Source organism: Acuticoccus mangrovi, assembly GCF_016411865.1.
Taxonomy (GTDB): Bacteria; Pseudomonadota; Alphaproteobacteria; order Rhizobiales; family Amorphaceae; genus Acuticoccus; species Acuticoccus mangrovi.
This window is the reverse complement of sequence record NZ_JAEKJA010000024.1, coordinates 110,479-134,478: the sequence shown is the minus strand read 5'-3', so window position 1 is coordinate 134,478 and position 24,000 is coordinate 110,479. Positions and strand designations below refer to the sequence as shown.

The window sequence follows — 24,000 nt, the reverse complement described above, 5'->3', positions numbered from 1 at the left end:
GGGGCCGGGGTGGCGCGAGCGTTGTTCCCACCGCCGGACCCTGTGCGCGGGCCGCCGGATCGTCTCAGTCGGCGACGGCCACGACCATCTCGATCTCCACCACGGCGTTGCGCGGCAGCTCGGCGACGCCGAGCGCGGCCCGCGCATGGCGGCCGGCCTCGCCGAACACCTCGCCGAGAAGGTCGGACGCGGCGTCGATCACCTTGGGCTGGGCGTTGAAGCCCGGCGCGGAGGCGACGTAGCCGTTGACCTTGAGGATGCGCTCGATCTTGTCGAGCGAGCCGAGCGCGGCCTTGAGGCAGGCGAGGCCCTGCAGGATGCATATCCGCGCCTCGCCGCGCGCCGTCTCGAGGTCCACCTCGGCGCCGACCTTGCCCGTGACGCGGATCTCGCCGTCGACCTTCGCGATCTGGCCGCTGACGTAGGCGACGCCGCGGTGGACCGTCACCGGCACGTAGTTGAAGGAGGGGGTCGCGGCGTCGGGCAGGGTGAGGCCGAGCGTCTTCAGACGGTCTTCGTACATGGGGTCTCCGTGGCCAGCATGTCGTCGACGATTTCGGCGAGGCCGCGGGCGGGCCGAAAACCGGTGTCGCGGCGGAAGCGTCTGTCGTCGATGAGGGGGAAGGTGATGGCGGGCGGCTCGACCGTGTGGTCGACGCGGTAGCCCGGAACGCGCGCCTCCGCCGCGGCGGCGATGTCGGAGAGGCGGGCGGTGAAGCCGTTGATGTTGTAGACCGCGGCGAGCTTCGGCCCGGCCGCGAGCACCGTCGTCACGGCGGCGGCGACGTCGGCGACGTGCATCAGGTCCATCGGCTCGTCGTGGAAGGCGACGGCGTGGCGCGTGCCGGCCCGCGCCGCGGCGATCACGCCGGCGATGGCGCTCGCCGCGCCCTGGTACCAGAGCCCCTCGCCGAGGACGAGCGGCAGGCGCAGCCCGGTGATCGGCAGGCCGTAGCGGTCGCGATAGTAGCGGGCGGTGTCCTCGCCGAGCACCTTGGTGAGGCCGTAGAAGGTGAGCGGCGCACGCGGGGCGGCCTCGTCGACGGGCCCCTCGTAGCGATCGGCCGGGCCGTAGACGACGGTGGACGACGTCCACACCACCCCGATCGCCCGCTCCCGCGCCACCTCGAACACGTTCCGCAGGCCGAGCACGTTGACCGCGAGCGCCTTGTCGGCCCGCTCGTCGCCGGAGCGCATCAGCCCCTGGCGGCCGGCGCTAAAGGCGGCGGCGGTGACGATCGCGTCGGCCTCGCACCCGGCGACGGCGGCGGCGAGGGCGGCGCGGTCCTCCACGCTCCCTTCGACGTTGGCGAAGCGGCCGGCCCGGTCGGCGAGGAGATCGTCGGCCATCGCCGGGCCAAACACGGTAACGCGCGCGCCCTCGTCGAGGAGGCGGCGCACGATCGCCGAGCCCACGAAGCCGCGCCCGCCCGCCACGAGCACGCTCTTTCCGGCGATCTCAGAGGGAGAGGTCATCACGGATGCACGCTTTCTGGTGTCCCGGAGCGATCTCGTCGAGCGTCGGCACGGTGCTGGCACAGTCGTCGATGGCGAACGGGCAGCGGGTGCGGAAGACGCAGCCCGACGGCGGCGCGGTGGGGGAGGGGATCTCGCCCTTGAGGATCATCCGGTCGCCGGGCGAGCGCGCCCCCGGGATCGCCTGCAGCAGCGCGGCCGTATAGGGGTGGGCGGGGGCGCGGTAGAGCGCCTCGGTGGGGGCGATCTCCATCACGCGGCCGAGATAGAGCACCATCACGCGATCGGAGATGATTTCGACCACCGACAGGTCGTGGCTGATGAACATCAGCGACAGGCCGAGGTCGCGCTGGAGCGATTGGAGAAGGTTCACCACCTCCGCCTGCACCGAGACGTCGAGCGCGGACACGGGCTCGTCGGCGACGATGAAGCGGGGCGCCGAGGCGAGGGCGCGGGCGATCGCGACGCGCTGCCGCTGGCCGCCGGAGAAGGCGCGGGGGTAGCGCTTCATCTGCTCGGCGGTGAGGCCGACGGAGCGCATCAGCTCAACCGCCATCGCCTCCGCCTCGCGCCCCTTGGCGCCGCGGTGGAGGGTGATGGGCTCGAGCAGCGCCTCGCGCACCGTCATGCGCGCGTTGAGGCTCGCGAACGGGTCCTGAAAGATCATCTGCATGTGGCGGCGGAAGGCGCGCAGCTCGCCCGCCGACAGGGTGGCGAGATCGGTGCCGTCGACGCTCACCTCGCCGCCGCTCGCTTCGAGCAGGCGCAGCACCAGCCGCCCCAAGGTGGACTTGCCGGAGCCGGACTCGCCGACGACGCCGAGGACCTCGCCCGCCCCGACGGTGAGGTCCACCCCTTCCACGGCGCGCACCGGTGGCTTGGCGCGCGACAGGAAGCCGCCGCCCGTCGGGAAGTGCTTGGTGAGGCCGCGCGCTTCGACGAGCGGTGCCGCGGCGCTCATAGCGAGAGCTCCCGCCAGCGCAGGCAGCGCACGTCGTGGGCGGCGTCGACGGCCTCGAGCGCCGGCTCCACCGCGGCGCAGCGCGGCTCGGCGAAGGTGCAGCGGGCGTGGAAGCGGCACCCCTCGGGCGGGTCGAGCGGCGAGGGCAGGAGGCCCGGGATGGGCTTCAGACCGGTATGGTCGGCGTCGTAGTCGCGGCGGGGGATGCAGTCGAGGAGGGCGCGGGTGTAGGGGTGGCGCGGCGCGGCGAGCACGTCGGCGACGGGACCTTCCTCCACCACCTGGCTCGCGTACATCACCGCCACGCGGTCGGCGACCTCGCCGACGAGCTTGAGGTCGTGGGTGATGAAGATCATCGCCATCCGGTGGCGCTGCTGGACGTCCTTCAATAGGGCGATGATCTGGGCCTGGATCGTCACGTCGAGCGCGGTGGTGGGCTCGTCGGCGATGAGAAGGCGCGGCCCGCAGGCGAGCGCGAGGGCGATCATCACGCGCTGCCGCATGCCGCCCGAGAGCTGGTGTGGATAGGCGCGGATGCGCGCTTCGGGGTCGGAGATCCCCACCTCGCGCAGGAGGCTCAGTGCCTCCTGCCGCGCCGCGCGGCGGTCGCGCCCCTTGTGGATGCGGATCGATTCGGCGATCTGCTCGCCCACCGTGAACATCGGGTTGAGGCTCGACATCGGGTCCTGGAAGATCATCGCAATGTCGCGACCGCGCAGGCGCTGCATCTGCGCCTCGGGCAGGGCGAGGAGGTCGAGCGTCTCCCCGTCGCGGCTGCGGAAGGCGACGCTGCCGCCGACCACGCGGCCGCTGGTGCGCGCGAGAAGGCGCATCACGGTGAGCCCGGTGACCGACTTGCCGGACCCCGATTCCCCCACGATCGCCAGCGTCTCCCCCTCGGCGAGGCCGAGCGTCACGCCGTTGACGGCCTTCACCACGCCGGCCTCGGTGAAGAAGAATGTCTGGAGGTCGCGCACCGCGAGCACGCGGCCGGGCTCCAGCGCCGGTGGACGCTCGGCGAGCAAGGTCTCGCTACGCGCCATAGCGCTCGAGCGCCGCGGGATCGATCTCGATGCCGAGGCCGGGCCCGTCCGGAACGCGGATCACCCCGTCCTGCGGCAGGATCGGGGCCTTCAGGAGGTCGCTCCTGAGCGGATTGACGCCGAGGTCGTATTCCAGAAGCACCGGCTTCGGGACGTTGTCGGAGTGCGGGTAGAGCGGCAGCGCGGCGATATAATGGAGCGCCGCGGCGAGGCCGATGGCACCGCCCCACACGTGCGGGCTGAGCCGCAGATGGCAGGCGTGGGCGAGCTCGGCGATCTTGCGCCCCTGCCAGAAGCCGCCGCACAGGGTGAGGTCGGGTTGCAGCACGTCGGCCGCACCCGCATCGGTCAGGCGCTTGAAGTCGAACACCGTATAGAGCGCCTCGCCGGTCGCGATCGGCACGGTGGTCGCCCGGTTGAGGCGCGCGAGATTGGCGACGTCCTGCGGCGCCAGCGGCTCCTCCACCCAGCCGACGCGGTAGGGGGCGAGGCGAGCGACGCTCTCGAGCGCGATGTCGAGCGTATAGTTGGTGTTGATGTCGACGAGGATCTCGACGTCGGGGCCGAGGATTTCCCGCGCCGTGGCGACGCGGGCGACGTCGCTGTCGGGCGAGACGCCGATCTTGATCTTCACCGCCCGGTAGCCCGCCTTCGCCATCTCCTCGATCTGCGGCGCGAAGTCGGGCTCGGGCGTCTCGGTGAGGTAGCCGCCGGAGGCGTAGAAGGGCACGGCGTCGATGCGGCGGCCGCCGATGAGGCGCGACACCGGCAGGCCGAGGAGCTTGCCGGCGGCGTCCTTCGCGGCGATGTCGATGCCGGAGATCGCCGCCATCATCTGGTTCTGAACGCCGAAATGGTAGTGGCGGGCGAGGATCCGGCCGAACACGTGCTCGATGTCGAACACGCTCGTGCCGACGACGTAGCTCGCGAGGAAGGGCTCGTAGGCAAGGTTCACCGGCGGCATGCCCCAGGCCTCGCCCCAGCCTTCGGTGCCGTCCTCGAGGGTCAGGCGGACGAGGGTCGACTGGCGCCCCGCCGACAGCGACTTCGACATGCCGTAGGCCTTGCCGTCACCGAGGGGGGCGGTCAGGGCGATGAACTTGAGCGCCGTGATCTTCACCGAAAACTCCACGCTGCTCCGGCCGGGCGAGGCACGTCCGCCCAATTCGGATCAATTGGTGGCTATAGGTGAACCATTGTTGACCCAATGCCGCAAGTGCGCCTTCTTGGAAAGGTTCCGCCCTCGACTATTGTGTCGGTGCGGTTTTCCGCCGCTGCCTCGCCTGAGCCGGAGATGTCCCGATGTCCTCGATCCCGCCGATCTGGAGCAGTCTGACCCCAGAGGAGCACGAGTTCCAGTATAATCCCCAAGCCGCCGTGCCGGACTATCAAGACTATCGGGTGGCCCGCGAGCCGGCCAACGCAGCCGCCCTCGGCGGCCTCGCCCGGCATGCCGACATCGCTTACGGCGACCATCCGCTGCGCACGCTCGACATCTACCCGGCCGCGGGCGGGGCGCCGGCGCCGGTCCACGTCTTCCTCCACGGCGGCTACTGGCGGGCGCAGGACAAGGCGAACTTCGCCTTCGTCGCCGGCGCTCTGGTGCCGCACGGGGTGACGACGGTCGTCGCCAACTACGAGCTCTGCCCCGCCGCGACGCTCGACGAGGTGGCCGCCTCCGCCATCGCCGCGATGCGCTGGGTGGTGGGCAACATCGCCGACCACGGCGGCGATCCCGGCCGCATCAGCCTTTCCGGCCATTCCGCCGGCGCCCATCTCGGCGCCGAGATCGTCGCCCACGACTGGGCCGGGGAGGGGATTTCGGCCCCGCTCGCAGGGGCGACGCTGATCAGCGGCATCTTCGACCCCACCCCCACAATGGCGACCTCGGTGAACGCCGACCTTCATCTCACCGAGGCGATCGTCGCGCGGCGCAACGTGGAGGTGCGCCCGCCCGCGCTCGCCTCGGCCGTCGCCCTCTTCGCCGGCGGTCGCGAGCCGTGGCAATGGATCGACCAGACCTACCGCTACGCCCACCATCTCCATCGCCACGGCCTCGACCCGGCGGTGCACGTCCTGCCGGGCCGCAACCACTTCGACATCCTCGACGAATATCTGCTGCCGCAGAGCCTGCTTCTGTCCACCATCCTCGGCCACGCGGGAGTGGGGGCATGAGCGGCGGGGCGGCGCCGGCGGCGCTCCGCCTCACCGTCTACGACGCGGCCCCCGGGGCGGACGGCATCGCGCTCGCCGGCGCGGCGGTCTTCGTCTACGCCGCCTCGGGCGAGGTCAGCGTCGTCGCGGACGGCACGGTGCGGACGCTGAGCGCCGACGACGGCGCCTTCGCCGATCCCGGCACCCGCCTCACCGGCGACGGCGCGGCCTGGATCTACACCGTGGCGGGGCCCGACGCGCCCTTCCTCACCGGCGCCGACATCGTGCTCTCGGAGCCGCTGCAACCCGCCTTCGGCGCGCCCTTTCTGGTGCGGGCGGATCGCATCGAATCGACGCCGGGTGCGCAGACCCCCCGCCACGGCCATCGCGGCCCCGGCATCCGCCGCCTCCTCAAGGGCCGCCTCCTCGCGGAGGTGGGCGAGAAGGTGGAGCGCATCGCGGCCGGAAGCGCCTGGTTCGAGACCGGCCACGACATGGTGGTCGGCACGAACACCGGCGACGGCAACGCCGCCTTCGTGCGGGTGATGGTGCTGCCGATGGAGCTCAGAGGCGGGCTCTCCTCCTTCATGCCCGCCGACGAGGCGGAGGCGCGCAAGCCGCGCTCGGTCAACGCTCGCCTCTTCGGCGAGACCACGATCGCCGCCGGCGGCTGAGGCGGCGGCGCGCCCGCCGCGCCGTGGCATCAGCTGGCGAACGCGCTATCCTTGTCTCCGACGAGAGCGACGAGGCGCACACACGCGCGCCTCCAAGAAGAATGATGTCGGGAGGAAGCATGGGTGTCGGCAACCGACCTGCCGCGCGCTCCAACGTGTCGTTGGAGCAGCGGGCGTGGAATATCCGCCGCAAGGCGCTGCTGATGGGAGAGGTTCAGGGACAGGGCTATATCGGCCAGGCCCTCGGCGTCGCCGACGTTCTGGCGGCCGCCTACTTCCACGCCCTGGCCTTTCGCGCCGACGATCCCGAATGGGAGGGGCGGGACCGCTTTCTTTTGTCGGTCGGCCACTACGCCATCGCCCTCTACGCCGTGCTGATGGAGGCGGGCATCCTGCCGGAGGACGAGCTTCCGACCTACGGCATGGACGACAGCCGCATGCCGATGTCGGGCATGGCCTCCTATACGCCGGGGATGGAGATCACCGGCGGCTCGCTGGGTCAGGGCCTCGGCATCGCCGTGGGCATGGCCCTGGGGCTGAAGCGCAAGCGCAGCCCGGCCTTCGTCTACAACCTGATGTCCGACGGTGAGCTCGGCGAGGGCTCCACCTGGGAGGCGGCGATGGCGGCCGCCCACCATCGCCTCGACAACCTCGTCTGCCTCGTCGACTTCAACAACCAGCAGGCCGACGGTCACTCCACCGAGATGCTGTCGGCCGAGCCGCTGGAGGCGAAGTGGGAGGCCTTCGGCTGGCACTGCCAGCGCGTCGACGGCAACGACCTCGCGGGCGTCGTCGCGGCCTTCGATGCGGCGCGCGCGCTCCCGGCGGCGAAGCCGCGGGTGATCGTCTTCGACACGCGGATGTGCAAGGGCGTGCCGTTCCTGGAGGGGCGGGAGATCACCCACTTCGTGCGCGTGGAGGCCGACGAGTGGGCGAAGGCCCTCGCCGTGCTCGAGGAAGGACGGCCGCAATGACCCTTGCCTCGATGGCGCGCAAATACGAGGCGCGCACCGCTCCCGGCGCCGACGGCACGCGCCTTACCACCTCGGCGATGATCGCCTCCCTCGCGGCGGAGGGTTACGACACCGTCGCCGCGCCCTTCGGCCACGCCTTGGTGGCGGCCGCGGCGCGGGACGAGCGCATCGTCGGCCTCACCGCGGACCTTTCCAAGTACACCGACCTCCACGTCTTCGCCGAGGCGATGCCGGACCGCTTCTATCAGATGGGCATGGCCGAGCAGGTGATGGTGTCGGCCGCGGCGGGGTTGGCGCGCGAGGGCTTCGTGCCGTTCGCGACCACCTATGCCGTGTTTGCCTCGCGCCGGGCCTACGACTTCATCGCCATGGCGATCGCGGAAGAGAATCTACCGGTCAAGATCGTCTGCGCGCTGCCCGGCCTCACGACGGGCTACGGCCCGAGCCATCAGGCGACGGAGGATCTCGCGATCTTCCGCGGACTGCCCAACATGACGATCGTCGACCCGTGTGACGCCGACGACATCGCCGGCATGGTGCCCGCGATCGCCGCCCATGACGGGCCGGCCTACTGCCGCCTCCTGCGCGGCAGGGTGCCGAAGGTGCTGACGCGCCACAAGCCGGACTACCGCTTCGAGCTCGGCAAGGCCTCGCTGGTGCGCGAGGGTAGCGACGTATTGGTGATCGCCACCGGCTTCATGACGATGCGGGCGCTCGACGCGGCGGTCCGCCTCGCCGCCGATGGTGTCGACGTCGCCGTGCTCCACGTCCCCACCGTCAAGCCGCTCGACACTGCGACCATTTTGGCGGAGGCGGGGAAGGGGGGCCGGCTCGTCGTCACCGCCGAGAATCACACGGTGGTGGGGGGTCTCGGCGAGGCCGTCGCGTGCGCGCTGCTGACGGCGGGCGTCACGCCGACCTTCCGCATGATCGGCCTTCCCGACGCCTTCCTCGAGGCGGGCGCTTTGCAGACGCTCCACGACATGTACGGCCTCTCGGCCGACAAGGTCGCGAGCCAAATCAAGGGCTGGCTATAAAAGCACCGACAGGGACCGGTGCGGCGGGCCGACGGTCGATGGCGGCGCGAAGATGGCGGCGCGAAGATGGTGTCCCCGGCAGGATTCGAACCTGCGACCCCAGGATTAGGAATCCTGTGCTCTATCCTGCTGAGCTACGGGGACCCGTGGCTGTTATGCCTGCGGCGCGGCCTTGCGTAAACCGTTCTTGGCGCACGCGGAACGCATGGCCGCTGCGCCGATGTGGGTCGCATCGACCCTCGCAACATCGGCGCAAGCCGACTATGTTGCGAGGAAGCACTGAGGGGAGTCTCCATGGTCACACTCGTCGACCGCACCAAGCCGGTCCTGCGGCATCCGGAGAAGGCCAAGCGGCCCGATACGCCCGTGCTGCGCAAACCGGACTGGATTCGCGTGAGGGCACCGGGCTCACCGGTGTGGCGAGAGACCAAGGATATCGTCCGCGGCAACGGCCTCGTCACCGTATGCGAGGAGGCCGGCTGCCCGAACATCGGCGAGTGCTGGTCGAAGAAGCACGCCACCTTCATGATCATGGGCGACACCTGCACCCGCGCCTGCGCCTTCTGCAACGTGCGCACCGGGCTGCCCCAGGCGCTCGACCCCGACGAGCCGCAGAAAGTCGCCGAGGCGACCGCGAAGCTGGGGCTCGAGCACGTCGTCGTCACCTCCGTCGACCGTGACGATCTCGCCGACGGTGGCGCCAAGCACATGGCCGAGACGATCCGCGCCATCCGTGCCGCCACGCCCGGCACCACCATCGAGGTGCTGACGCCGGACTTCCTGCGCAAGCCCGGCGCGCTCGAGGTGGTGGTCGACGCGCGGCCGGATGTCTTCAACCACAACCTCGAGACCGTGCCCTCGCTCTATCTGCAGGTGCGTCCCGGCGCGCGCTACTATCACTCGATCCGCCTGCTCGACCGGGTGAAGCTGCTCGACCCCACCATCTTCACGAAGAGCGGCATCATGGTCGGCCTCGGCGAGGTGCGGAACGAGGTGCTCCAGCTGATGGACGACCTGCGCTCCGCCGACGTCGACTTCATGACCATCGGCCAGTATCTGCAGCCCACCCGCAAGCACTACCCGGTGAAGGAGTACATCACTCCCCAGGCCTTCTCCGCCTATCAGACGATCGCCTACGCCAAGGGCTTCCTGATGGTGTCCGCCTCGCCGCTGACCCGCTCCTCCTACCACGCCGGAGATGACTTCGCCCGCCTCAAGGCGGCTCGCGAGGCGCGCGCGAAGGTCGGTGCCGGAGCGGCCTGATGCAGGAATACGAAACGACCCGCCGTGTGAAGCACACGGCGGACAACATGTTCGACCTCGTGGCGGACGTGAAGGCCTACCCGCATTTCGTGCCGCTCTGCCGGGCGCTGGCGGTCCGCCGTCGCGACACGCTGCCCGACGGGCGCGAGGTGCTCGTCGCCGACATGACGGTGGCCTACAAGTTCATCCGCGAGACCTTCACCTCTCGCGTCGTGCTCGACCGGGCGAACCGCCAGATCGACGTGACCTATCTCGACGGGCCGTTCAAGGAGCTCTTCAACCGCTGGACCTTCACCGAGGTGGACGAGAAGACCACCGACGTGAACTTCTCGATCCGCTACGAGTTCAAGAGCCGCACGCTGGCGACGCTGATGGGCTCGGTGTTCGATCACGCCTTCCGCCGCTTCGCCACCGCGTTCGAGGAGCGTGCCAACGAAGTCTACGGCATGGCCGCCTGACGTCAGGCGGCGCTGCGGGGGCGGGCCGGTCGGACCGGCGTCGGCGGCGTCGTCGCGATGCGATGGGCCTCGCGTAGCTCGTCGCACAGGTCGCGGTGCTGGACGCCGCGCAGACCCGCGCCGGCGAGAAGGCTGCGCAGCGCCGTGCCGTTGGGGCTCTCATAGGCGACCGAGAGCATGCGAGTGTTCCAGTCCGGCACCGTCAGGCGCTGGACGCGGCCGATCACCGAGCCGAGGAAGGACGACGTCTCCTGCACCAGGACACTCGCTTGCGGCAGGCTGGGCGTCGCGAGCGAATCGACGAAGGCCTGCGGCGTGCGCCCGTCGATGTCGACGGTGCGGAAGCTCGAGGGCAGCACGTTGGCGACGCAGGTGAGGGCCATCCAGTCGAGCGGGAAGGTGGCCGTCAGCACCGCCTCTTCGACGCGGAAGCCGTCGTCGGTCACGAGGCGCGTCACCTCCACCCGCTCGCCGCCGGCAAGACGCAGACCATGGCCAGGCGCCACCAGATAGTGCCGATCCCACACCGCCCGCGCCGGCCCCGGGCGCCAGGTGCGCAGGAAGGCCGGCACGTCGACCGGAAAGGTTCGGAACACGAAGGGTTCCCCATCGCGCAACATCGTGACACTCCCACTCGACTCGTCGATGAAAGTGTTGCGAAGTTCGGTTAATCCCGCGTTGACGGGGTGCGCACAATCCGAGCCAAACGGTTCGCCCCGAGATGTCAGTCCTCGGTGGTGACGGGTCGCTTCGGGTCGCTGCCCCACTCCGTCCACGAGCCGTCGTAGACGGCCGACGGCTTGCCGATCGTTTCGAGTGCCAGCGACAGGACCGCGGCCGTCACCCCCGAACCGCACGTCGTCACCACCGTCTTGTCGAGGTCGACGCCTGCCTTCTGAAAGATGTCGCGCACCTCGGCTGGGCTCTTCAGCCGGCCGTCGGCGACGAGGCTCGTGAAGGGCACGTTGTGGGCGCCGGGCATGTGGCCGCCCCGCAGGCCCGCGCGCGGCTCGGCCACGCGGCCATAGAAGCGGTCGGCGGCGCGTGCATCGGCGACGACGGCGGTGCCGTCGGCGAGGACGCGGGCGACGTCGTCGCCGCTCGCGAAGAGGTCGGGGTTGTAGGTGGCGGTGAAGTGGCGCGGCGTCGCGGCCGGGGCGGGGCCGCTCTCGACGGGGAGACCGGCCGCCCGCCACGCGGCAAGGCCGCCGTCGAGGATCGCCGCATCGTGACCCATCACGCGGAACATCCAGCGGGCCCGGGGGGCCGAGTAGAAGCCCTCGGCATCGTAGACCACCACCTCGGTATCGTTGCCGATGCCGAGGGCGCCCACCGCCGCGGCGAACGCCTCGGGCGAGGGGAGGGTGTGGGGCAGGCCGCTCGTGGTGTCGGCGATCACGTCGATGTCGAAGCGGAGGGCGCCGGGGATGTGGGCGGCCTCGAACTCGGCGGTGGCGTCGCGGCCGGTGCCGGGCAGGTGCAAGGAAGCGTCGAGCACCACGACGTCGGCAAGGCGCGCGTGAAGCGCTTCGGGTGTGATCAGCATCATCAGTCGACGAGCCCCAGTCTGACGCGGCGGTTCTGCCGCCCCTTCTTTTCGATCTTGGTCACGGCGACGGTCCCGATCTCTCCCGTCTCGGCGACATGGGTGCCGCCGCAGGGCTGGAGATCGACGTCGCCGATGCGTACGAGCCGGACCTTGCCCGATCCACGCGGCGGCTTCACCGTCATCGTCTTCACGAGGTCGGGATTGGCGTCGAGCTCGGCGTCGGTGATCCACTCTGTGCTCACCGGATGGTTTCCGGCGACGAGCGCCTGCACGGCGGCGGTGATCGCCTCCTTGTCGAGCTGCGGCTCTGGAATGTCGAAGTCGAGGCGGCTCTCGCTCTCGCCGATCTGGCCGCCCGTGACGGGGAAGGGCAGGGCGACGGAGAGGAGGTGCAGCGCCGTGTGCATCCGCATCAGGCGGTAGCGGCGCGCCCAGTCGAGGTGCTGCACCACCTCGGTGCCGACGGCGACGGGCGTTGCCACGCTGAGGCGGATCCCCGTGCGGTCGTCACCGTAGCGCGCGTCGGTGACGGCGACGGTGGTGCCGTCGCCATATTCGAGATGGCCCGTGTCACCCGGCTGACCGCCGCCCGCGGCGTAGAACAGGCTGCGGTCGAGCACCACCCAGTCGTCACCGGCATCGACCACCCGCGCGGCGGCGGTGGTGAGATAGGGGTCGTCCCGAAACAGCAGCTCGGTCATGCCGACACCGTCTCGTAGGGGATCGTGATGTCGGCCTTCCGGTCCAGCCACTCGGGTACCGGCAGGTCCTTGGTGCGCAGGAAGTCGGGGTTGAAGAGCTTGGAGGCGTAGCGGCTGCCATAGTCGCAGAGGACGGTGACGATGGTGTGGCCCGGCCCCATCTCCCGCGCCATGCGGATCGCCCCCGCGACGTTGATGCCGGAGGACCCGCCGAGCACCAGCCCCTCGTGCTCGACGAGGTCGAAGAGGATGGGCAGCGCCTCCGCGTCGGGGATCTGAAAGGCCATGTCCACCGGCACGCCCTCGAGGTTCGCGGTGATGCGGCCCTGGCCGATGCCCTCGGTGATGGAGGAGCCCTCCGACTTCAGTTCGCCGGTGGTGTAGTAGCTGTAGAGGGCGGCGCCCATCGGGTCGGCGAGGCCGATCTTCACGTCGCCCCGCTCCTTCAGCGCCAGCGCCACGCCGCCGAGCGTGCCGCCGGAGCCGACGGCGCAGATGAAGCCGTCCACCTTGCCGTCGGTCTGGTCCCAGATCTCCGGGCCGGTGCCGGTGATGTGGGCGTCGCGGTTGGCGGTGTTGTCGAACTGGTTCGCCCAGATGGCGCCGTTCGGCTCCCGCGCCGCCAGCGCCTCGGCGAGGCGGCCGGAAAGCTTCACGTAGTTGTTGGGATTGCGGTAGGGCACCGCCGGCACCTCCACGAGCTCGGCGCCCGCGAGGCGGATCATCTGCTTCTTTTCGTCCGACTGCGTCTCGGGGATGACGATGACGGTGCGAAAGCCCATGGCGCTGCCCACGATCGCGAGGCCGATGCCGGTGTTGCCGGCCGTTCCCTCCACGATCACGCCGCCGGGGCGCAGCGTGCCGCGCTTCACCGCGTCGCGGATGATCGACAGGGCGGCGCGGTCTTTCACGGATTGGCCCGGATTGAGGAACTCGGCCTTGCCGAGGATCTCGCAGCCCGTTTGTTCTGATGCCTTCTTGAGGCGGATCAGCGGCGTGTTGCCGATGAGGTCGATCATCTGTGCCATGGCAATCTCCTGGGAGGGGAGGCTTATCCCCGAACCCCCATGTTCATCAACTCGCCCGGCGCTTCGTGCGGCGCCGGTGGGCGGATGCCGTCGAGAGCCCATATGGTGACGATGGGCCGATGCCGAGGGGATGGGATGACGAGCGGACTGCGAGCGGGGCGCGATGGGCCGACGATGCCGGAGGGCAAGGGCTACCAGATGCGCGGCGAGGGGGCGACGGTCGTCTCGGTCTCGCCGGAGGATTTGTGGGCGATCGTGACGGACGAGAGGCGTCTTGCCGCGGCGATCCCCGGCGCCGACACGCTGCACCGGGTGGGCGAGGGAATGCCGCGCGCCTACGCCGCCGACGTCGGTATCGGCGTCGGGCCGGTGAAGGGCACCTACCACGTGACGGCGGAGTTCGCCGAGGAAGAGCCCCCGGCGGCGCTCGTCCTCTTCGGCGGCGCCAAGGGGCCGTTCGGCCACTCCTCCGGCGAGGGGTGGGTGGACTTCCGTTCCGTCGACGGGGGCACCGAGGTCGTCTACTCCTATGCGATCCTCATCTCCGGAACGGTGGCGCGGCTCGGCGGCCGCCTGCTCGACGCGGCGGCGAACAAGCTGATCGCGAAATTCTTCGCCCGCCTCGCGAAGGCCATCGAGGCCGACCGCGTCGTCGCCCGCTGACGGCCTTGCCGGCGCGGCGGCGTCAGCGGCGGATCGTCACCAGCGGCTCGTCGGTGCGCTCCCAGCGCTTGCCGCGCCAGGCCACCGTGTGGACCTCCATCGTGTCGCCGTCGATCTCGATGCGGTTGAAGCTGTTGGGCTCGCCGCGGGTGCGGGCGGAGAGGGCGGTGCCGGCCTGGATCACCGTCACCCGGTGCGACTGCGCCACCTCCTGCGTGATCACCGCGCTCGTCGCCGGCGGCGTGTCGAAGGCGGCGGCATAGGTCCGGTGGAGGTGGCCGGCGGTGACGAGGTCGACCCCTTCGGCCGCGAACGCCTGGAGCGCCGCCTTCGCCCGCTTCACGAGCACCCGCGGACGGTCCGAGAGGTCTTCGGTATCCTCCGCGATGAAGGGGTGATGGGCGACCACGATGCGGAAGGCGTTCGCCTCCGCCGGCGCGAAGCGGGCCGGCAGGGTGACGATCTGCCGGCGCGACAGGCTGCCGTGCGACCAGTTGAGGCGCAGCCGCATCCGCCGCGCCGTGTTGAGCCCGACCACGGCCGCCTCCGGGCCGAACCAGCTCGGCTCGATCTCCGCCGACACGTAGCGGTGCCAGCGGCGGTAGGGCATCAGGAAGCGCTCACCGAGGTTGAAGGGGGTGATGTCGTGGTTGCCGGGCACGGCGATGGTCGGCGCCTTCAGCGCGTCGATGAAGCGCCGCGCGTCGGCATATTCGCCGCTGCGGGCGGCGAGGGTGAGGTCGCCGCTCAGAATCACGAGGTCGAGCCGCTCGCGGTTGAGCTCGGCGATCAGCGCCCGCGTGGTGGAGGGATCCTCCGAGCCGAAGTGGAGGTCGGAGATGTGGGCGAAGGCCGGCATCAGCCCGGCGCCTCGACGGGCGGCGGGGTGAGGACCGACACCTCGCCGGAGCGCACCTCCACCGCGCAGGGCGAATGCACCAGCGTTCCCTCGCCGTCGAGCATCGCCTTGATGCGCCGCCGCGGCCCCTCGATGGTGGCGTGGCGGATGGTGCGCTGGTCGACCGTCGGATCGTCGGCGAGTGCGCCGACGGCGCCGAGGAGCACCAGGCGGGCGAGATCGATCCCCGAGGAGGCGCGCAGGGCGAAGACGGTCAGGATGCCGCCCGTCACGGCACTGCGATGGGGCATCGACAGGAAATGGGGCTCGATCGACCCGACCATGATCGCATAGGTGCGCGCGTTGAGTGTGAGGTCGCCGTCGTCGTCCTCGGCCGTCATCGTCAGTTGCGGGTCCCGTGCGATGGTGGAGAGCGCGTGGAAGCCGAGCCGCAGCTGTTGAAACAAACTCATGCGTCCCCGCCACGCCTCGCGATGGGCGCCGATCCTCACCGGCAGTCCCAGGAAGGCGGTGTGCAGGAAAATGCGCCCGTCGATCAACCCATAGTCCACCGGCATCGTGTGGCCGGCCGCGATCACGTTGGCGGCCGCGGCGAGGTCGGTCGGAATGCCGTAGTCGCTCGCCAGAAGGTTCATGGTGCCGCCCGGCAGGATGCCGATCGGGCGGCCGTGCCCGCGGTGGGCCTCGATCGCCGCGCGGATCGTCCCGTCGCCGCCGCTGACGACGATGATGTCGGCCGAGCTTGCGAGACTCGCGTCGAGTTGGCGCGACAGCGGGCCGTCGAGAGTGGTGACGCCGACCCCCGCCGCCTCGAGGGCGGCCACGGACTCGGCGAGCGCTTCACCGCGGTGAAGGTGGCTGCCGGACGAGGGGTTGAAGATCATGAAGGCCGTGGGCATCGCGCGCTTTCGTGTCGATCCCTTATCAATGCATGGACGATGGATTTGTTCGCCCAGCGGAAAGGATTGTGCACCGCTTCCTCGATCGCCGGAGGGTGCCTGTTCATTGCGATCGTCGAGGCTTAAGTGACGAGGCGGGACGCGGCGAGGAGGAGATCTTGCGCGATCGGCTGAGGGAGTACGAGGATCGCGCGCGCCACGCGGCCGCGACCATGCAGGAGCGCTTCGGCGGGCTTCTCGCCCCCACACTGCGCCTCGGCGTGACGGGTCTGTCGCGCTCCGGCAAGACCGTGTTTCTCGCCTCGCTGGTGCACAATCTTGTCCATGGCGGGCGACTGCCGATGTTCGCGCCCTACGCCGAGGGTCGCCTCGCGAGCGCCCGCCTCGCGCCCCAGCCCGACGACGAGGTGCCCCGCTTCCCCTACGAGGAGCACGTGCGCTCGCTGGTGGAGGATCGCGTCTGGCCCGCCTCCACGCGCCGCATCGCCGAGCTGCGCGTCACCATCGACTATGCGAGCGCCCGCTTCTTCAACCGGCGGATGGGGCGGGGGCGGCTCCATCTCGACCTCGTGGACTATCCGGGCGAGTGGCTGCTCGACCTGCCGCTGATGCACATGTCCTTTTCCGAATGGTGCTCGGAGGCGCTGCGCGAGGCGGCGCGGCGCCCGGTCGATGCGCGCCCCTTCCGCGAGGCGCTCGGGGTGGTCGACGCCGCAGCCCCCGCGCAGGAGGCGGACGCCCAGTCCCTTGCCGCCGCCTTCACGGCCTATCTGCGGGCTGCGCGGGCCGATCCCAACGCGCTCGCCTCGCTGCCGCCCGGCCGCTTCCTCATGCCCGGCGACCTCGAAGGCTCGCCCGCGCTCACCTTCGCGCCGCTCTCGCTGGAAGGCTCGGAGCCCGCCTCGGGCTCGCTGGCGGCGATGATGGAGCGGCGCTACGAGGCCTACAAGACCCACGTGGTCCGCCCCTTCTTCCGCGACCACTTCGCCCGCCTCGACCGCCAGATCGTGCTCGTCGACGTGCTCGCGGCGCTCAATGGCGGGCCGGCGGCGCTCGACGAGCTGCGCCGCGCCCTGCGCGGGGTGCTCGCCTGCTTCCGCACGGGGCGGCTCTCCTTCCTCGGCTCGCTGGTCGACCGGCGGATCGACAAGATCCTCTTCGCCGCGACGAAGGCCGACCACATCCATCACGGCGACCACGATCGGCTCGAGCGGGTGCTGGAGCATCTCGTCGCCGAGGCGCGCGAGCGGGCGGTGTTCTCCGGCACCACGGTGGACGTCGCCGCGATGGCCGCGGTGCGGGCGACGCGCGAGGCGAGCGTGACCCGCGACGGCGAGACGTGGCCCACCATCGTCGGCACGCCGATGAAGGGCGAGCGCATCAACGGCCGCCTGTTCGACGGGGAAGCGGAAATCGGACTTTTCCCCGGTGATCTTCCCGCCGACCCCGCCGATGTTTTCGACCGCGAGCGGGACGAGTATGGTGTGACGACCATGCGATTCCGTCCGGGCCGGGTGGAGCGCAACAACACCGGCCTCGCTCTGTCGCTGCCCCACATTCGGCTCGATCGGGTGCTGCAATATCTCATCGGAGACCGCCTCGCGTGACGCGCCGCCGCCCCACCATCTTCGAGCTCGACGAGGTCGCCTTCGAGAAGGGGTCGGAGGAGTTCGTGGAGGTTCGGCGCGAGACGCGCACCCGCGTGCGCGAGGAGCGGCGCGCGCCGCGGGCCGAGGAGCGCGTCGCCGAGGCGCCGCCCGAGGAGGCCGTCGACGACCTGCCGGTGAGCCTTCAGGAGACGGTGCCGCCGCGCCGGCGGTGGAGCTTCCTGTCGCTCTTCGCCGCCGGCCTCTCCGGTCTCGCCGCGCTCGCTCTGTCGATCTCGCTCTACGCGTTCGTGGAGGACCTCTTCGCCCGCGTGCCGGCGCTCGGCGGTCTCGCGACGGCGCTCGCCGTGCTGATGTTCGCGGGTCTCTTCGGCATGGTCCTCAAGGAGTGGATCGCGATCCGGCGCCTCAAGGAGGTGGAGGCGCTGCGCCGGCGGGCGAACGCCGCCGTCGCCGAGGACGATCGCGGCGCGGCGGTGGCCGTGCTGAAGGACCTCATCGATCTCTATGGCGATCGACCGACCACCGCCCGCGGGCGGGAGGCGCTGAAGGCGCACATGCGCGAGATCATCGACGGGCGCGACCTCGTGGTGCTCGGTGAGCGCGAGGTTCTCGCCCCGCTCGACCGGGAGGCGATCGCCGAGATCGTCGGCACCGCGCGCCGCGTGGCGGCCGTCACGGCGCTCTCGCCCCGCGCCCTGGTGGACCTCGCCTTCGTGATCTTCGCCGCCCTCAGCCTGGTGCGGCGCATCGCGGTGATCTACGGCGGGCGACCCGGGACACTCGGCTTCCTGCGCGTCCTGCGGCACGCCATCGCCCATCTGGCGGTGACGGGCGGCATGGCGGCCGGCGACACGCTGGTGGGCGAGGTGATCGGCAAGGGGATCGCCGCCAAGCTCTCGGCGAAGCTCGGCGAGGGCATCGTCAACGGGCTGATGACCGCCCGTCTCGGCCTTGCGACGCTCGACGTCCTGCGCCCGCTGCCCTTCACCGGCACGCGCCGGCCGCGCGTCAACGACATCCTCGGCGACATCGCCCGCCTCGCCCCGAAGGACGGGCGCGACACCAAGGACTGAGCCGACGCGCCGCCGGCCACCGCCCGACGCGGGGCAACGTGCGGAAGGAGTTGCCGGACGCGGGCGATTTCCATAGGTGAAAGCGGGGCGACCAGGAGGAGAGCGCGATGTTCACCCCCCTCTTCGAGGGTCTGCGCCAAGAGGGCGTACCCGTCTCGCTGCGCGAATATCTCGCTCTTCTGGAGGCGATGGAGGCCGGGCTCGCCGAGGCCGACATCGAGACCTTCTACCACCTCGCCCGCGCCATCCTGGTGAAGGACGAGACCAAGATCGACGCCTTCGACCGTGTGTTCGCCAAGGTCTTCCGCGGTCTCGAGGCGTTGTCCGGCGCGTCGGAGGGGGTGGAGACCGTCGACCTGCCGGAAGAGTGGCTGAGGGCGCTCGCCGACCGCCTCTTCACCGAGGAGGAGAAGCGCGAGGTGGAGGCGCTCGGCGGCTTCGACAAACTGATGGAGACGCTGCGCCAGCGCCTTGCCGAGCAGGAGGGGCGCCACGAAGGCGGCTCCAAGTGGATCGGCACCAAGGGCACCTCGCCGTTCGGTGCCTACGGCTACAATCCGGAAGGGGTGCGCATCGGCCAGCACGAGAGCCGCCATCGCCGGGCGGTGAAGGTGTGGGACAAGCGCGAGTTCCGCGACCTCGACAGCGACGTCGAGATCGGCACCCGGGCGATCCGCATCGCGTTGCGCAAGCTGCGCCGCTTCGCCCGCACCGGCGCGGCGGAGGAGCTCGATCTTCCCGAGACGATCGCCTCCACCGCCCGCGAGGGCTTTCTCGACGTGCGCACCCGGCGCGAGCGGCAGAACGCGGTCAAGGTGCTTCTCCTCATCGACATCGGCGGCTCGATGGACGACCACATCCGGGTGTGCGAGGAGCTCTTCTCGGCCGCTCGCTCCGAGTTCCGCTCGCTGAACCACTTCTACTTCCACAATTGCGTCTACGAAGGGATCTGGCGCGAGAACCGGCGCCGCCGCGTCGACGTCACCCCCACCCTCGACGTGATCCGCACCTTCCCGCCCGACACCCGCCTCGTGCTCGTGGGCGACGCGGCGATGTCGCCCTACGAGATCGTCGCCCCCGGCGGCTCGGTGGAGCATTGGAACAAGGAGGCGGGCGCGGTCTGGATGGAACGCCTCCTCGGCCATTTCCCGAAGGCCGCGTGGATCAATCCCATCCGCCGTGATCTCTGGGACTACACCGCCTCCACCGAGATCATGATGAAGTTGATGGGGGGGCGGATGTTCGAGCTGACCCTCGCGGGTCTCGACGGGGCGATCGACGCGCTGCGCCGCTGACGCACGCAAGCGCCCGTGCTAGGGGACGGGCGGAGCGAACCCGCGTGGAAGGACAGGACGTGACCAGGGCACCCACCGCCGGCGTGCGGACGGTCAGCCGTTTCATTCCGCTCACGCGGCAAGCGGTGATCGCGAGCCTCTGCAAGGTCGCCGAGCGGGACGACACGGCGGACGACTTCTCGCGCCTCGTCCACCTGCTGCAGCGCCATCGGAGCGTCGGCTACCGCCGCCTAGCCGAGGAGATCCGCAGCGTCTATCTGCCGTTCAATCCCGATCGGGACACGCTGCAGATCCTGCCGATCGACGCCGCGCAGAAGAGCGAGCGGGAAGGGCGCCTCGCCCAGCTCATCGACCATCTTCTGGAGCGGGCCAACTTCTCCACCCTCACCGACGAGCGCCTTTCGGCCACCCTGTCGGCCCAGTCGCCCTATTCGCTGCGCATCGAGGTGGACCTCAAGGAGTACGACCTCCTGCAGGTTCACATTCGCGACCCTTACACGCGGAGCCGGACGGTGCGCCGCCCCGAAACGGGCTACCTCCTGAAGGCGACCTATGAGGAGACGATCTATCGCCGTCTCTTCATGATGCTGAAGCTGAAATCCAACGAGGACCGGGCGCGCGAGGTGGCTGCCGAGCGCGGCATCTCGCTGAAGGCGGCCTCGCGGCACGTGGCGAAGCGGCGCCGGCAGCTGCCGCCCGACACCGCCACCGATCTCATCTACGTGAAGGTGTTCAAGGACATGCCGGAGCACGATCTTCAGATCCTGTTCCCGCTGCGGATCGTGCAGTTTCGCCCGTTCGACAAGATGAAGTTCTTCGCCACCGCCGGCGGCGGCACGCTGTTCGGCATGTTCTCCACCACCGGCAAGGTGCTCGCGGCGACCAACCCGTTCGCGGCCGTCGGCGCGCTGGTGGGGTTCATCACGCTGCTCGCGCGGCAGGTGACGACCTTCTTCAACCAGCGGACCCGCTACATGATGGAGCTGGCGCAGAAGCTGTTCTTCCACAACCTCGCCAACAACCGCGCCGCCATCACGCTGCTCCTCGACCGAGCGGAGGAAGAGGACGTGAAGGAGGACCTCATCACCCTCTACTTCAACGCCGGCCTCAGCGTGGAGGAGCGCTCGCTCGGTGCCAGGAAGCGGGCGATCGAGGAGATCATCGTGGCGCGCTGCGGCGTGGCGGTGGACTTCGAGCTGCCCGATGCCCTGGCACGCCTCGAGGCCGACGGGGTGGTGCGCCGCGAGGGCGAAGTCGTGGTGTTCCCGACGCTCGCCGAGGCGGCGGCCCGCTACAAGGTGCTCATCGCCTCCGACGAGCGGGACGAGGCCCGCCACCTCTGCACCGCCGGCGAAGAGGTGGACGCGATGGAGGCCTGACCGGCGCGGCGGCGGGCGCCGTCAGCTCGGGAAGTGGTGATCGAGCTCGGCGAGCTGTGCGGCGGTGAGGGCGTTGACCGGCCGCCCCTCGGTCAGCAGGCGGAGCTTTGCGGTCTCCTCCAGCTCCTCGGCGATGGCGAGAGCATCCTCCAGCGATCGCCCGGCGCAGACGGGGCCGTGGTTCGCGAGCAGCATCGCGTGATGGGCGCCGGCGCGGCTCCTCACCTCGTCGGCGAGGCGCATGTCGCCCGGCCGCACATAGGGCACCAGCGGCAGCCGCCCGACCTTCATGTGATGGTAGGCGGTGAGCGGCGGCAGAGCGTTGTCGGGGTCCGTCGCCGCGAGAATCGAGACCGCCACGGCGTGGGTGGAATGGAGATGGACGACCGCCTTCGCGCTCTCCCGTTCCTCGTACATGGCGATGTGAAGGAAGGTCTCCTTGGAGGGCTTGTCGCCGGAGAGGAGCGTACCGTCGGGGGCGACGAGGGAGATGCGCTCCGCCTCCAGCATGCCCATCGAGGAGTTGGTGGGGGTGACGAGCACGCCGTTGTCGAGCCGCACCGAGATGTTGCCGGTGGTGCCGTGGGCGTAGCCGCGCAGATAGAGCAGCTCGGCGAGGCGCACGATGCGATCGCGGGTCCGTGTTTCCTGCGAGACCAGCGCCGGGCTCACGGGCACACCAGTCGCTCGAACTTCACGGTGTCGATGGCAAACCCCATGGTGAACACCGCGGCGGTGGAGGTCGGAAAGCCGTGCTCCATTTCGACGGCTTCGGGATGGCTGCCGGCAAGGGCCTGGGCGAGGGTGTGGACGGCCGGATTGTGGCCGATCACGAGCACGCACTGGCCCTGCACCGTGCGCACCGCGTCGCGCAGGTCGACGACGTCGGCCTCGTAGAGGCTGCGTCGCAGGTGGACGAGGCAGTCGCCTCTGATGTGGGGGAACACCGCTGCCAGCGTGTCGCGCGTGCGGCGCGAGGCCGAGCACAGCACCGTGTCGGGTGCGAGGCCCGCCTCGGCGAGGCTCTTGCCCACCCGATCAGCCTCCTGCCATCCGCGCTGATCCAGGGTCCGGTCGAAGTCGAGCTTGTGCTCACCCCGCTCGGCCTTGGCATGGCGCATGATGATCAGATGGCGCATCAGCGGCGGGCTCGATCGAGGAAGGCGAGGCGCTCGAAGAGGTGCACGTCCTGCTCGTTCTTGATGAGGGCACCGTGGAGCGGCGGCAGCACCTTGCCGGGGGAGCGCTCGGCGATCACCTCCGGGTCGAGGTCCTCCACCACCAGAAGCTTGATCCAGTCGAGAAGCTCGGAGGTGGAGGGGCGCTTCTTGAGGCCCGGCGCCTCGCGCAGCTCGAAGAAGGTCTCGAGCGCGGCCTTGAGGAGGCGCGGCTTGAGGTCGGGAAAGTGCACTGCCACGATTTCGGCGAGCGTCTCGGGGTCGGGAAACTTGATGTAGTGGAAGAAGCAGCGGCGCAGGAAGGCGTCGGGCAGCTCCTTCTCGTTGTTGGAGGTGATGATGACGATGGGGCGGCGCGTCGCCATCACCCGCTCGCCGGTCTCCACCACGGTGAACTCCATCCGGTCGAGCTCCAGGAGGAGGTCGTTGGGGAATTCGATATCGGCTTTGTCGATCTCGTCGATGAGGAGGACGGGTCGCGCGTCGGCGACGAAGGCGTCCCACAGCTTGCCGCGGCGGATGTAGTTGCGGATGTCGGACACGCGGGGATCGCCGAGCTGGCTGTCGCGCAGCCGGGCGACGGCGTCGTACTCGTAGAGCCCCTCGCGGGCCTTGGTGGTTGACTTGATGTGCCACTCGATCAGCGGCGTGCCGAGCGCCTCGGCCACCTCCTGGGCGAGCACCGACTTGCCGGTGCCCGGCTCGCCCTTCACGAGCAGCGGCCGTTCCAGCGCGACGGCGGCATTCACGGCGATTTGAAGATCTTTGGGGGCGACGTAGGTCTTTGAACCTTCAAAACGCATCGGCGACGAAACCCTCTGGGTCGGAGCGGACAGGCGGCCGTTCGAACGGCCCGTTCGAGCATCACGGCATGAATTCGTTCGAACTGATCAAAGTCAAGTACCGAGCCGAAGGGGGCGGCGGAACAGACGATGGCGCGAACGCGGCCGAAGGGTAAAATTTTCCACGCGACGGACCATTTTTCTCCGCAATGACGCAAATGTGTGCAGCCGGTCCCCTCTCCGCAATCAAGAGACCTTCTATTTCAAAGACTCAGCAGCGGCGGAGCGAGCGCCTGGTGGCTGGGCGGCGTGATCCGGCGAGCGGCAGTGTTGCTGACGATGCCACACTCTTGGGCGAAAACGCCCGTAAGCAATTGGGTTTGCTGCAATCATCCTGTTGCATTCACCGTTGAAGAGTGTATAGCGGCATCGCTGGCGGGGGAGCTTGCACACGATGAGTACGATGATCGACGATCGCGTTGATGAAAACTATCGTCCCTCCGAGGACGAGCCTTTCATGAACGATCGGCAACGTGAGTATTTCCGGCAAAAGCTGTTAGACTGGCGTTCCGAAATCTTGCGCGAAGCCAAGTACACGCTGGAACAGTTGGCAGAGCGGGAGCGCAATCATCCCGACCTGGCCGACCGCGCGACATCCGAGGCGGACCATGCCATTGAGCTGCGGGCCCGGGACCGGCAGCGCAAGTTGATCGCCAAGATCGATGCCGCGCTCGCCCGGATCGAAGACGGCAGCTATGGCTACTGCGAGGAGACGGGTGAGCCCATCGGCCTGAAGCGGCTCGATGCGCGGCCCATCGCCACCCTCTCGATCGAGGCGCAGGAGCGCCACGAGCGCCGCGAGCGCGTGCATCGCGACGACTGACGCCGCCGCACGGCGTCGTCTTTGTGCGCTGCCCCGGCGACGGGGCGGCCCCGAATCGGGC

Annotated in this window: 26 protein-coding genes and 1 tRNA gene; 12 read left to right on the top strand and 15 right to left on the bottom strand. The window is 69.8% G+C overall.

Translation table 11 applies throughout. The features are described from left to right. Nucleotides 1–64 precede the first annotated feature (64 nt). Genes JCR33_RS21305 through JCR33_RS21285 form a run of 5 tightly spaced genes read right to left on the bottom strand, consistent with a single transcriptional unit; the run spans nucleotide 65 to nucleotide 4,600 of the window. On the bottom strand, nucleotides 65–523 hold the full coding sequence (locus JCR33_RS21305; RefSeq protein WP_198884150.1) for a RidA family protein: 459 nt from the start codon (nucleotides 521–523) through the stop codon (nucleotides 65–67). Beyond that, nucleotides 505–1,476 carry an NAD-dependent epimerase/dehydratase family protein gene (locus JCR33_RS21300; RefSeq protein ID WP_198884149.1) on the bottom strand — a complete coding sequence of 324 codons (972 nt, stop codon included), beginning with the start codon at nucleotides 1,474–1,476 and terminating at the stop codon, nucleotides 505–507. The genes JCR33_RS21305 and JCR33_RS21300 overlap by 19 nt, the downstream gene beginning before the upstream one ends. Next, the gene (locus JCR33_RS21295; protein ID WP_198884148.1) at nucleotides 1,460–2,437 is read right to left on the bottom strand and encodes an ABC transporter ATP-binding protein; all 978 of its coding nucleotides are present in this window, start codon (nucleotides 2,435–2,437) and stop codon (nucleotides 1,460–1,462) included. The genes JCR33_RS21300 and JCR33_RS21295 overlap by 17 nt, the downstream gene beginning before the upstream one ends. After that, nucleotides 2,434–3,480, bottom strand: coding sequence for an ABC transporter ATP-binding protein (locus JCR33_RS21290; RefSeq protein WP_198884147.1), 1,047 nt, complete (start codon nucleotides 3,478–3,480; stop codon nucleotides 2,434–2,436). The genes JCR33_RS21295 and JCR33_RS21290 overlap by 4 nt, the downstream gene beginning before the upstream one ends. After that, on the bottom strand, nucleotides 3,470–4,600 hold the full coding sequence (locus JCR33_RS21285) for a mandelate racemase/muconate lactonizing enzyme family protein (RefSeq protein WP_198884146.1): 1,131 nt from the start codon (nucleotides 4,598–4,600) through the stop codon (nucleotides 3,470–3,472). Before JCR33_RS21285 ends, JCR33_RS21290 begins: the two co-directional genes overlap by 11 nt. A 182-nt stretch (nucleotides 4,601–4,782) precedes the next feature. Here JCR33_RS21285 and JCR33_RS21280 point away from each other — a divergent pair, with 182 nt between their 5' ends. The 4 genes from JCR33_RS21280 (at nucleotide 4,783) to JCR33_RS21265 (ending at nucleotide 8,319) form a co-directional block, all read left to right on the top strand. Beyond that, on the top strand, nucleotides 4,783–5,655 hold the full coding sequence (locus tag JCR33_RS21280) for an alpha/beta hydrolase (protein WP_198884145.1): 873 nt from the start codon (nucleotides 4,783–4,785) through the stop codon (nucleotides 5,653–5,655). Further along, nucleotides 5,652–6,308, top strand: a complete 657-nt coding sequence (locus JCR33_RS21275) for a cupin domain-containing protein (RefSeq protein ID WP_198884144.1) — start codon at nucleotides 5,652–5,654, stop codon at nucleotides 6,306–6,308. The genes JCR33_RS21280 and JCR33_RS21275 overlap by 4 nt, the downstream gene beginning before the upstream one ends. Nucleotides 6,309–6,427: 119 nt before the next feature. After that, complete coding sequence (locus JCR33_RS21270; RefSeq protein WP_198884143.1) at nucleotides 6,428–7,282, top strand: transketolase; 855 nt, start codon at nucleotides 6,428–6,430, stop codon at nucleotides 7,280–7,282. Beyond that, on the top strand, nucleotides 7,279–8,319 hold the full coding sequence (locus JCR33_RS21265) for a transketolase family protein (protein WP_198884142.1): 1,041 nt from the start codon (nucleotides 7,279–7,281) through the stop codon (nucleotides 8,317–8,319). The genes JCR33_RS21270 and JCR33_RS21265 overlap by 4 nt, the downstream gene beginning before the upstream one ends. A gap of 67 nt (nucleotides 8,320–8,386) precedes the next feature. Here the strand turns inward: JCR33_RS21265 and JCR33_RS21260 are convergent. Further along, nucleotides 8,387–8,463, bottom strand: a tRNA-Arg gene (locus JCR33_RS21260). Nucleotides 8,464–8,613: 150 nt separating this feature from the next. Between JCR33_RS21260 and lipA the strand changes: the two genes are divergently transcribed. After that, nucleotides 8,614–9,582 (top strand): lipoyl synthase, encoded by a 969-nt coding sequence (gene lipA / locus JCR33_RS21255; protein ID WP_198884141.1) that lies wholly within the window; start codon nucleotides 8,614–8,616, stop codon nucleotides 9,580–9,582. Beyond that, entirely contained in the window at nucleotides 9,582–10,040 is a 459-nt protein-coding gene (locus JCR33_RS21250) for a type II toxin-antitoxin system RatA family toxin (protein WP_198884140.1), read from the top strand. Before lipA ends, JCR33_RS21250 begins: the two co-directional genes overlap by 1 nt. Nucleotides 10,041–10,042: 2 nt before the next feature. Here JCR33_RS21250 and JCR33_RS21245 read toward each other — a convergent pair whose 3' ends face one another. From JCR33_RS21245 to JCR33_RS21230, 4 genes are all read right to left on the bottom strand, one after another. Beyond that, nucleotides 10,043–10,660, bottom strand: a complete 618-nt coding sequence (locus tag JCR33_RS21245; protein ID WP_198884139.1) for a hypothetical protein — start codon at nucleotides 10,658–10,660, stop codon at nucleotides 10,043–10,045. 104 nt (nucleotides 10,661–10,764) lie between these two features. After that, nucleotides 10,765–11,589: a 3-mercaptopyruvate sulfurtransferase gene (sseA, locus tag JCR33_RS21240; protein ID WP_198884138.1), complete on the bottom strand. Its 825-nt coding sequence runs from the start codon at nucleotides 11,587–11,589 to the stop codon at nucleotides 10,765–10,767. Beyond that, nucleotides 11,589–12,290 carry an alanyl-tRNA editing protein gene (locus JCR33_RS21235; RefSeq protein WP_198884137.1) on the bottom strand — a complete coding sequence of 234 codons (702 nt, stop codon included), beginning with the start codon at nucleotides 12,288–12,290 and terminating at the stop codon, nucleotides 11,589–11,591. The genes sseA and JCR33_RS21235 overlap by 1 nt, the downstream gene beginning before the upstream one ends. Beyond that, nucleotides 12,287–13,318: a cysteine synthase A gene (locus JCR33_RS21230; protein ID WP_198884136.1), complete on the bottom strand. Its 1,032-nt coding sequence runs from the start codon at nucleotides 13,316–13,318 to the stop codon at nucleotides 12,287–12,289. The genes JCR33_RS21235 and JCR33_RS21230 overlap by 4 nt, the downstream gene beginning before the upstream one ends. Nucleotides 13,319–13,453: 135 nt before the next feature. Between JCR33_RS21230 and JCR33_RS21225 the strand changes: the two genes are divergently transcribed. Next, nucleotides 13,454–13,981, top strand: coding sequence for an SRPBCC family protein (locus tag JCR33_RS21225; protein ID WP_198884135.1), 528 nt, complete (start codon nucleotides 13,454–13,456; stop codon nucleotides 13,979–13,981). A 22-nt stretch (nucleotides 13,982–14,003) separates the two neighbouring features. Here the strand turns inward: JCR33_RS21225 and JCR33_RS21220 are convergent, their stop codons facing one another. Further along, entirely contained in the window at nucleotides 14,004–14,840 is an 837-nt protein-coding gene (locus JCR33_RS21220; RefSeq protein ID WP_198884134.1) for a metallophosphoesterase family protein, read from the bottom strand. Then, a complete protein-coding gene (locus tag JCR33_RS21215) occupies nucleotides 14,840–15,739 on the bottom strand; it encodes a diacylglycerol/lipid kinase family protein (RefSeq protein WP_198884133.1) in 900 nt (299 codons plus the stop codon). The genes JCR33_RS21220 and JCR33_RS21215 overlap by 1 nt, the downstream gene beginning before the upstream one ends. 212 nt (nucleotides 15,740–15,951) lie before the next feature. Between JCR33_RS21215 and JCR33_RS21210 the strand changes: the two genes are divergently transcribed. The 4 genes from JCR33_RS21210 to JCR33_RS25565 all read left to right on the top strand — a co-directional run bounded on the left by JCR33_RS21210 (nucleotide 15,952) and on the right by JCR33_RS25565 (nucleotide 21,096). Then, on the top strand, nucleotides 15,952–17,346 hold the full coding sequence (locus JCR33_RS21210; protein ID WP_198884166.1) for a YcjX family GTP-binding protein: 1,395 nt from the start codon (nucleotides 15,952–15,954) through the stop codon (nucleotides 17,344–17,346). Next, nucleotides 17,343–18,422 (top strand): YcjF family protein, encoded by a 1,080-nt coding sequence (locus JCR33_RS21205; RefSeq protein ID WP_198884132.1) that lies wholly within the window; start codon nucleotides 17,343–17,345, stop codon nucleotides 18,420–18,422. Before JCR33_RS21210 ends, JCR33_RS21205 begins: the two co-directional genes overlap by 4 nt. Before the next feature lie 107 nt (nucleotides 18,423–18,529). Beyond that, nucleotides 18,530–19,717 carry a vWA domain-containing protein gene (locus JCR33_RS21200; RefSeq protein ID WP_198884131.1) on the top strand — a complete coding sequence of 396 codons (1,188 nt, stop codon included), beginning with the start codon at nucleotides 18,530–18,532 and terminating at the stop codon, nucleotides 19,715–19,717. A 59-nt stretch (nucleotides 19,718–19,776) separates the two neighbouring features. Continuing rightward, nucleotides 19,777–21,096, top strand: a complete 1,320-nt coding sequence (locus JCR33_RS25565) for a DUF3754 domain-containing protein (RefSeq protein WP_198884130.1) — start codon at nucleotides 19,777–19,779, stop codon at nucleotides 21,094–21,096. 21 nt (nucleotides 21,097–21,117) lie between these two features. On the opposite strand, the gene otnC is transcribed toward JCR33_RS25565, so the two are convergent. The 3 genes from otnC to JCR33_RS21180 are packed head-to-tail and all read right to left on the bottom strand — an operon-like array spanning nucleotide 21,118 to nucleotide 23,077. After that, nucleotides 21,118–21,768 (bottom strand): 3-oxo-tetronate 4-phosphate decarboxylase, encoded by a 651-nt coding sequence (gene otnC / locus JCR33_RS21190; protein ID WP_198884129.1) that lies wholly within the window; start codon nucleotides 21,766–21,768, stop codon nucleotides 21,118–21,120. Then, the gene (locus JCR33_RS21185; protein WP_198884128.1) at nucleotides 21,765–22,235 is read right to left on the bottom strand and encodes a SixA phosphatase family protein; all 471 of its coding nucleotides are present in this window, start codon (nucleotides 22,233–22,235) and stop codon (nucleotides 21,765–21,767) included. The genes otnC and JCR33_RS21185 overlap by 4 nt, the downstream gene beginning before the upstream one ends. After that, complete coding sequence (locus JCR33_RS21180) at nucleotides 22,235–23,077, bottom strand: AAA family ATPase (RefSeq protein WP_198884127.1); 843 nt, start codon at nucleotides 23,075–23,077, stop codon at nucleotides 22,235–22,237. Before JCR33_RS21180 ends, JCR33_RS21185 begins: the two co-directional genes overlap by 1 nt. A gap of 442 nt (nucleotides 23,078–23,519) precedes the next feature. Between JCR33_RS21180 and dksA the strand changes: the two genes are divergently transcribed. Then, nucleotides 23,520–23,939: an RNA polymerase-binding protein DksA gene (dksA, locus tag JCR33_RS21175; RefSeq protein ID WP_211110480.1), complete on the top strand. Its 420-nt coding sequence runs from the start codon at nucleotides 23,520–23,522 to the stop codon at nucleotides 23,937–23,939. Nucleotides 23,940–24,000 lie beyond the last annotated feature (61 nt).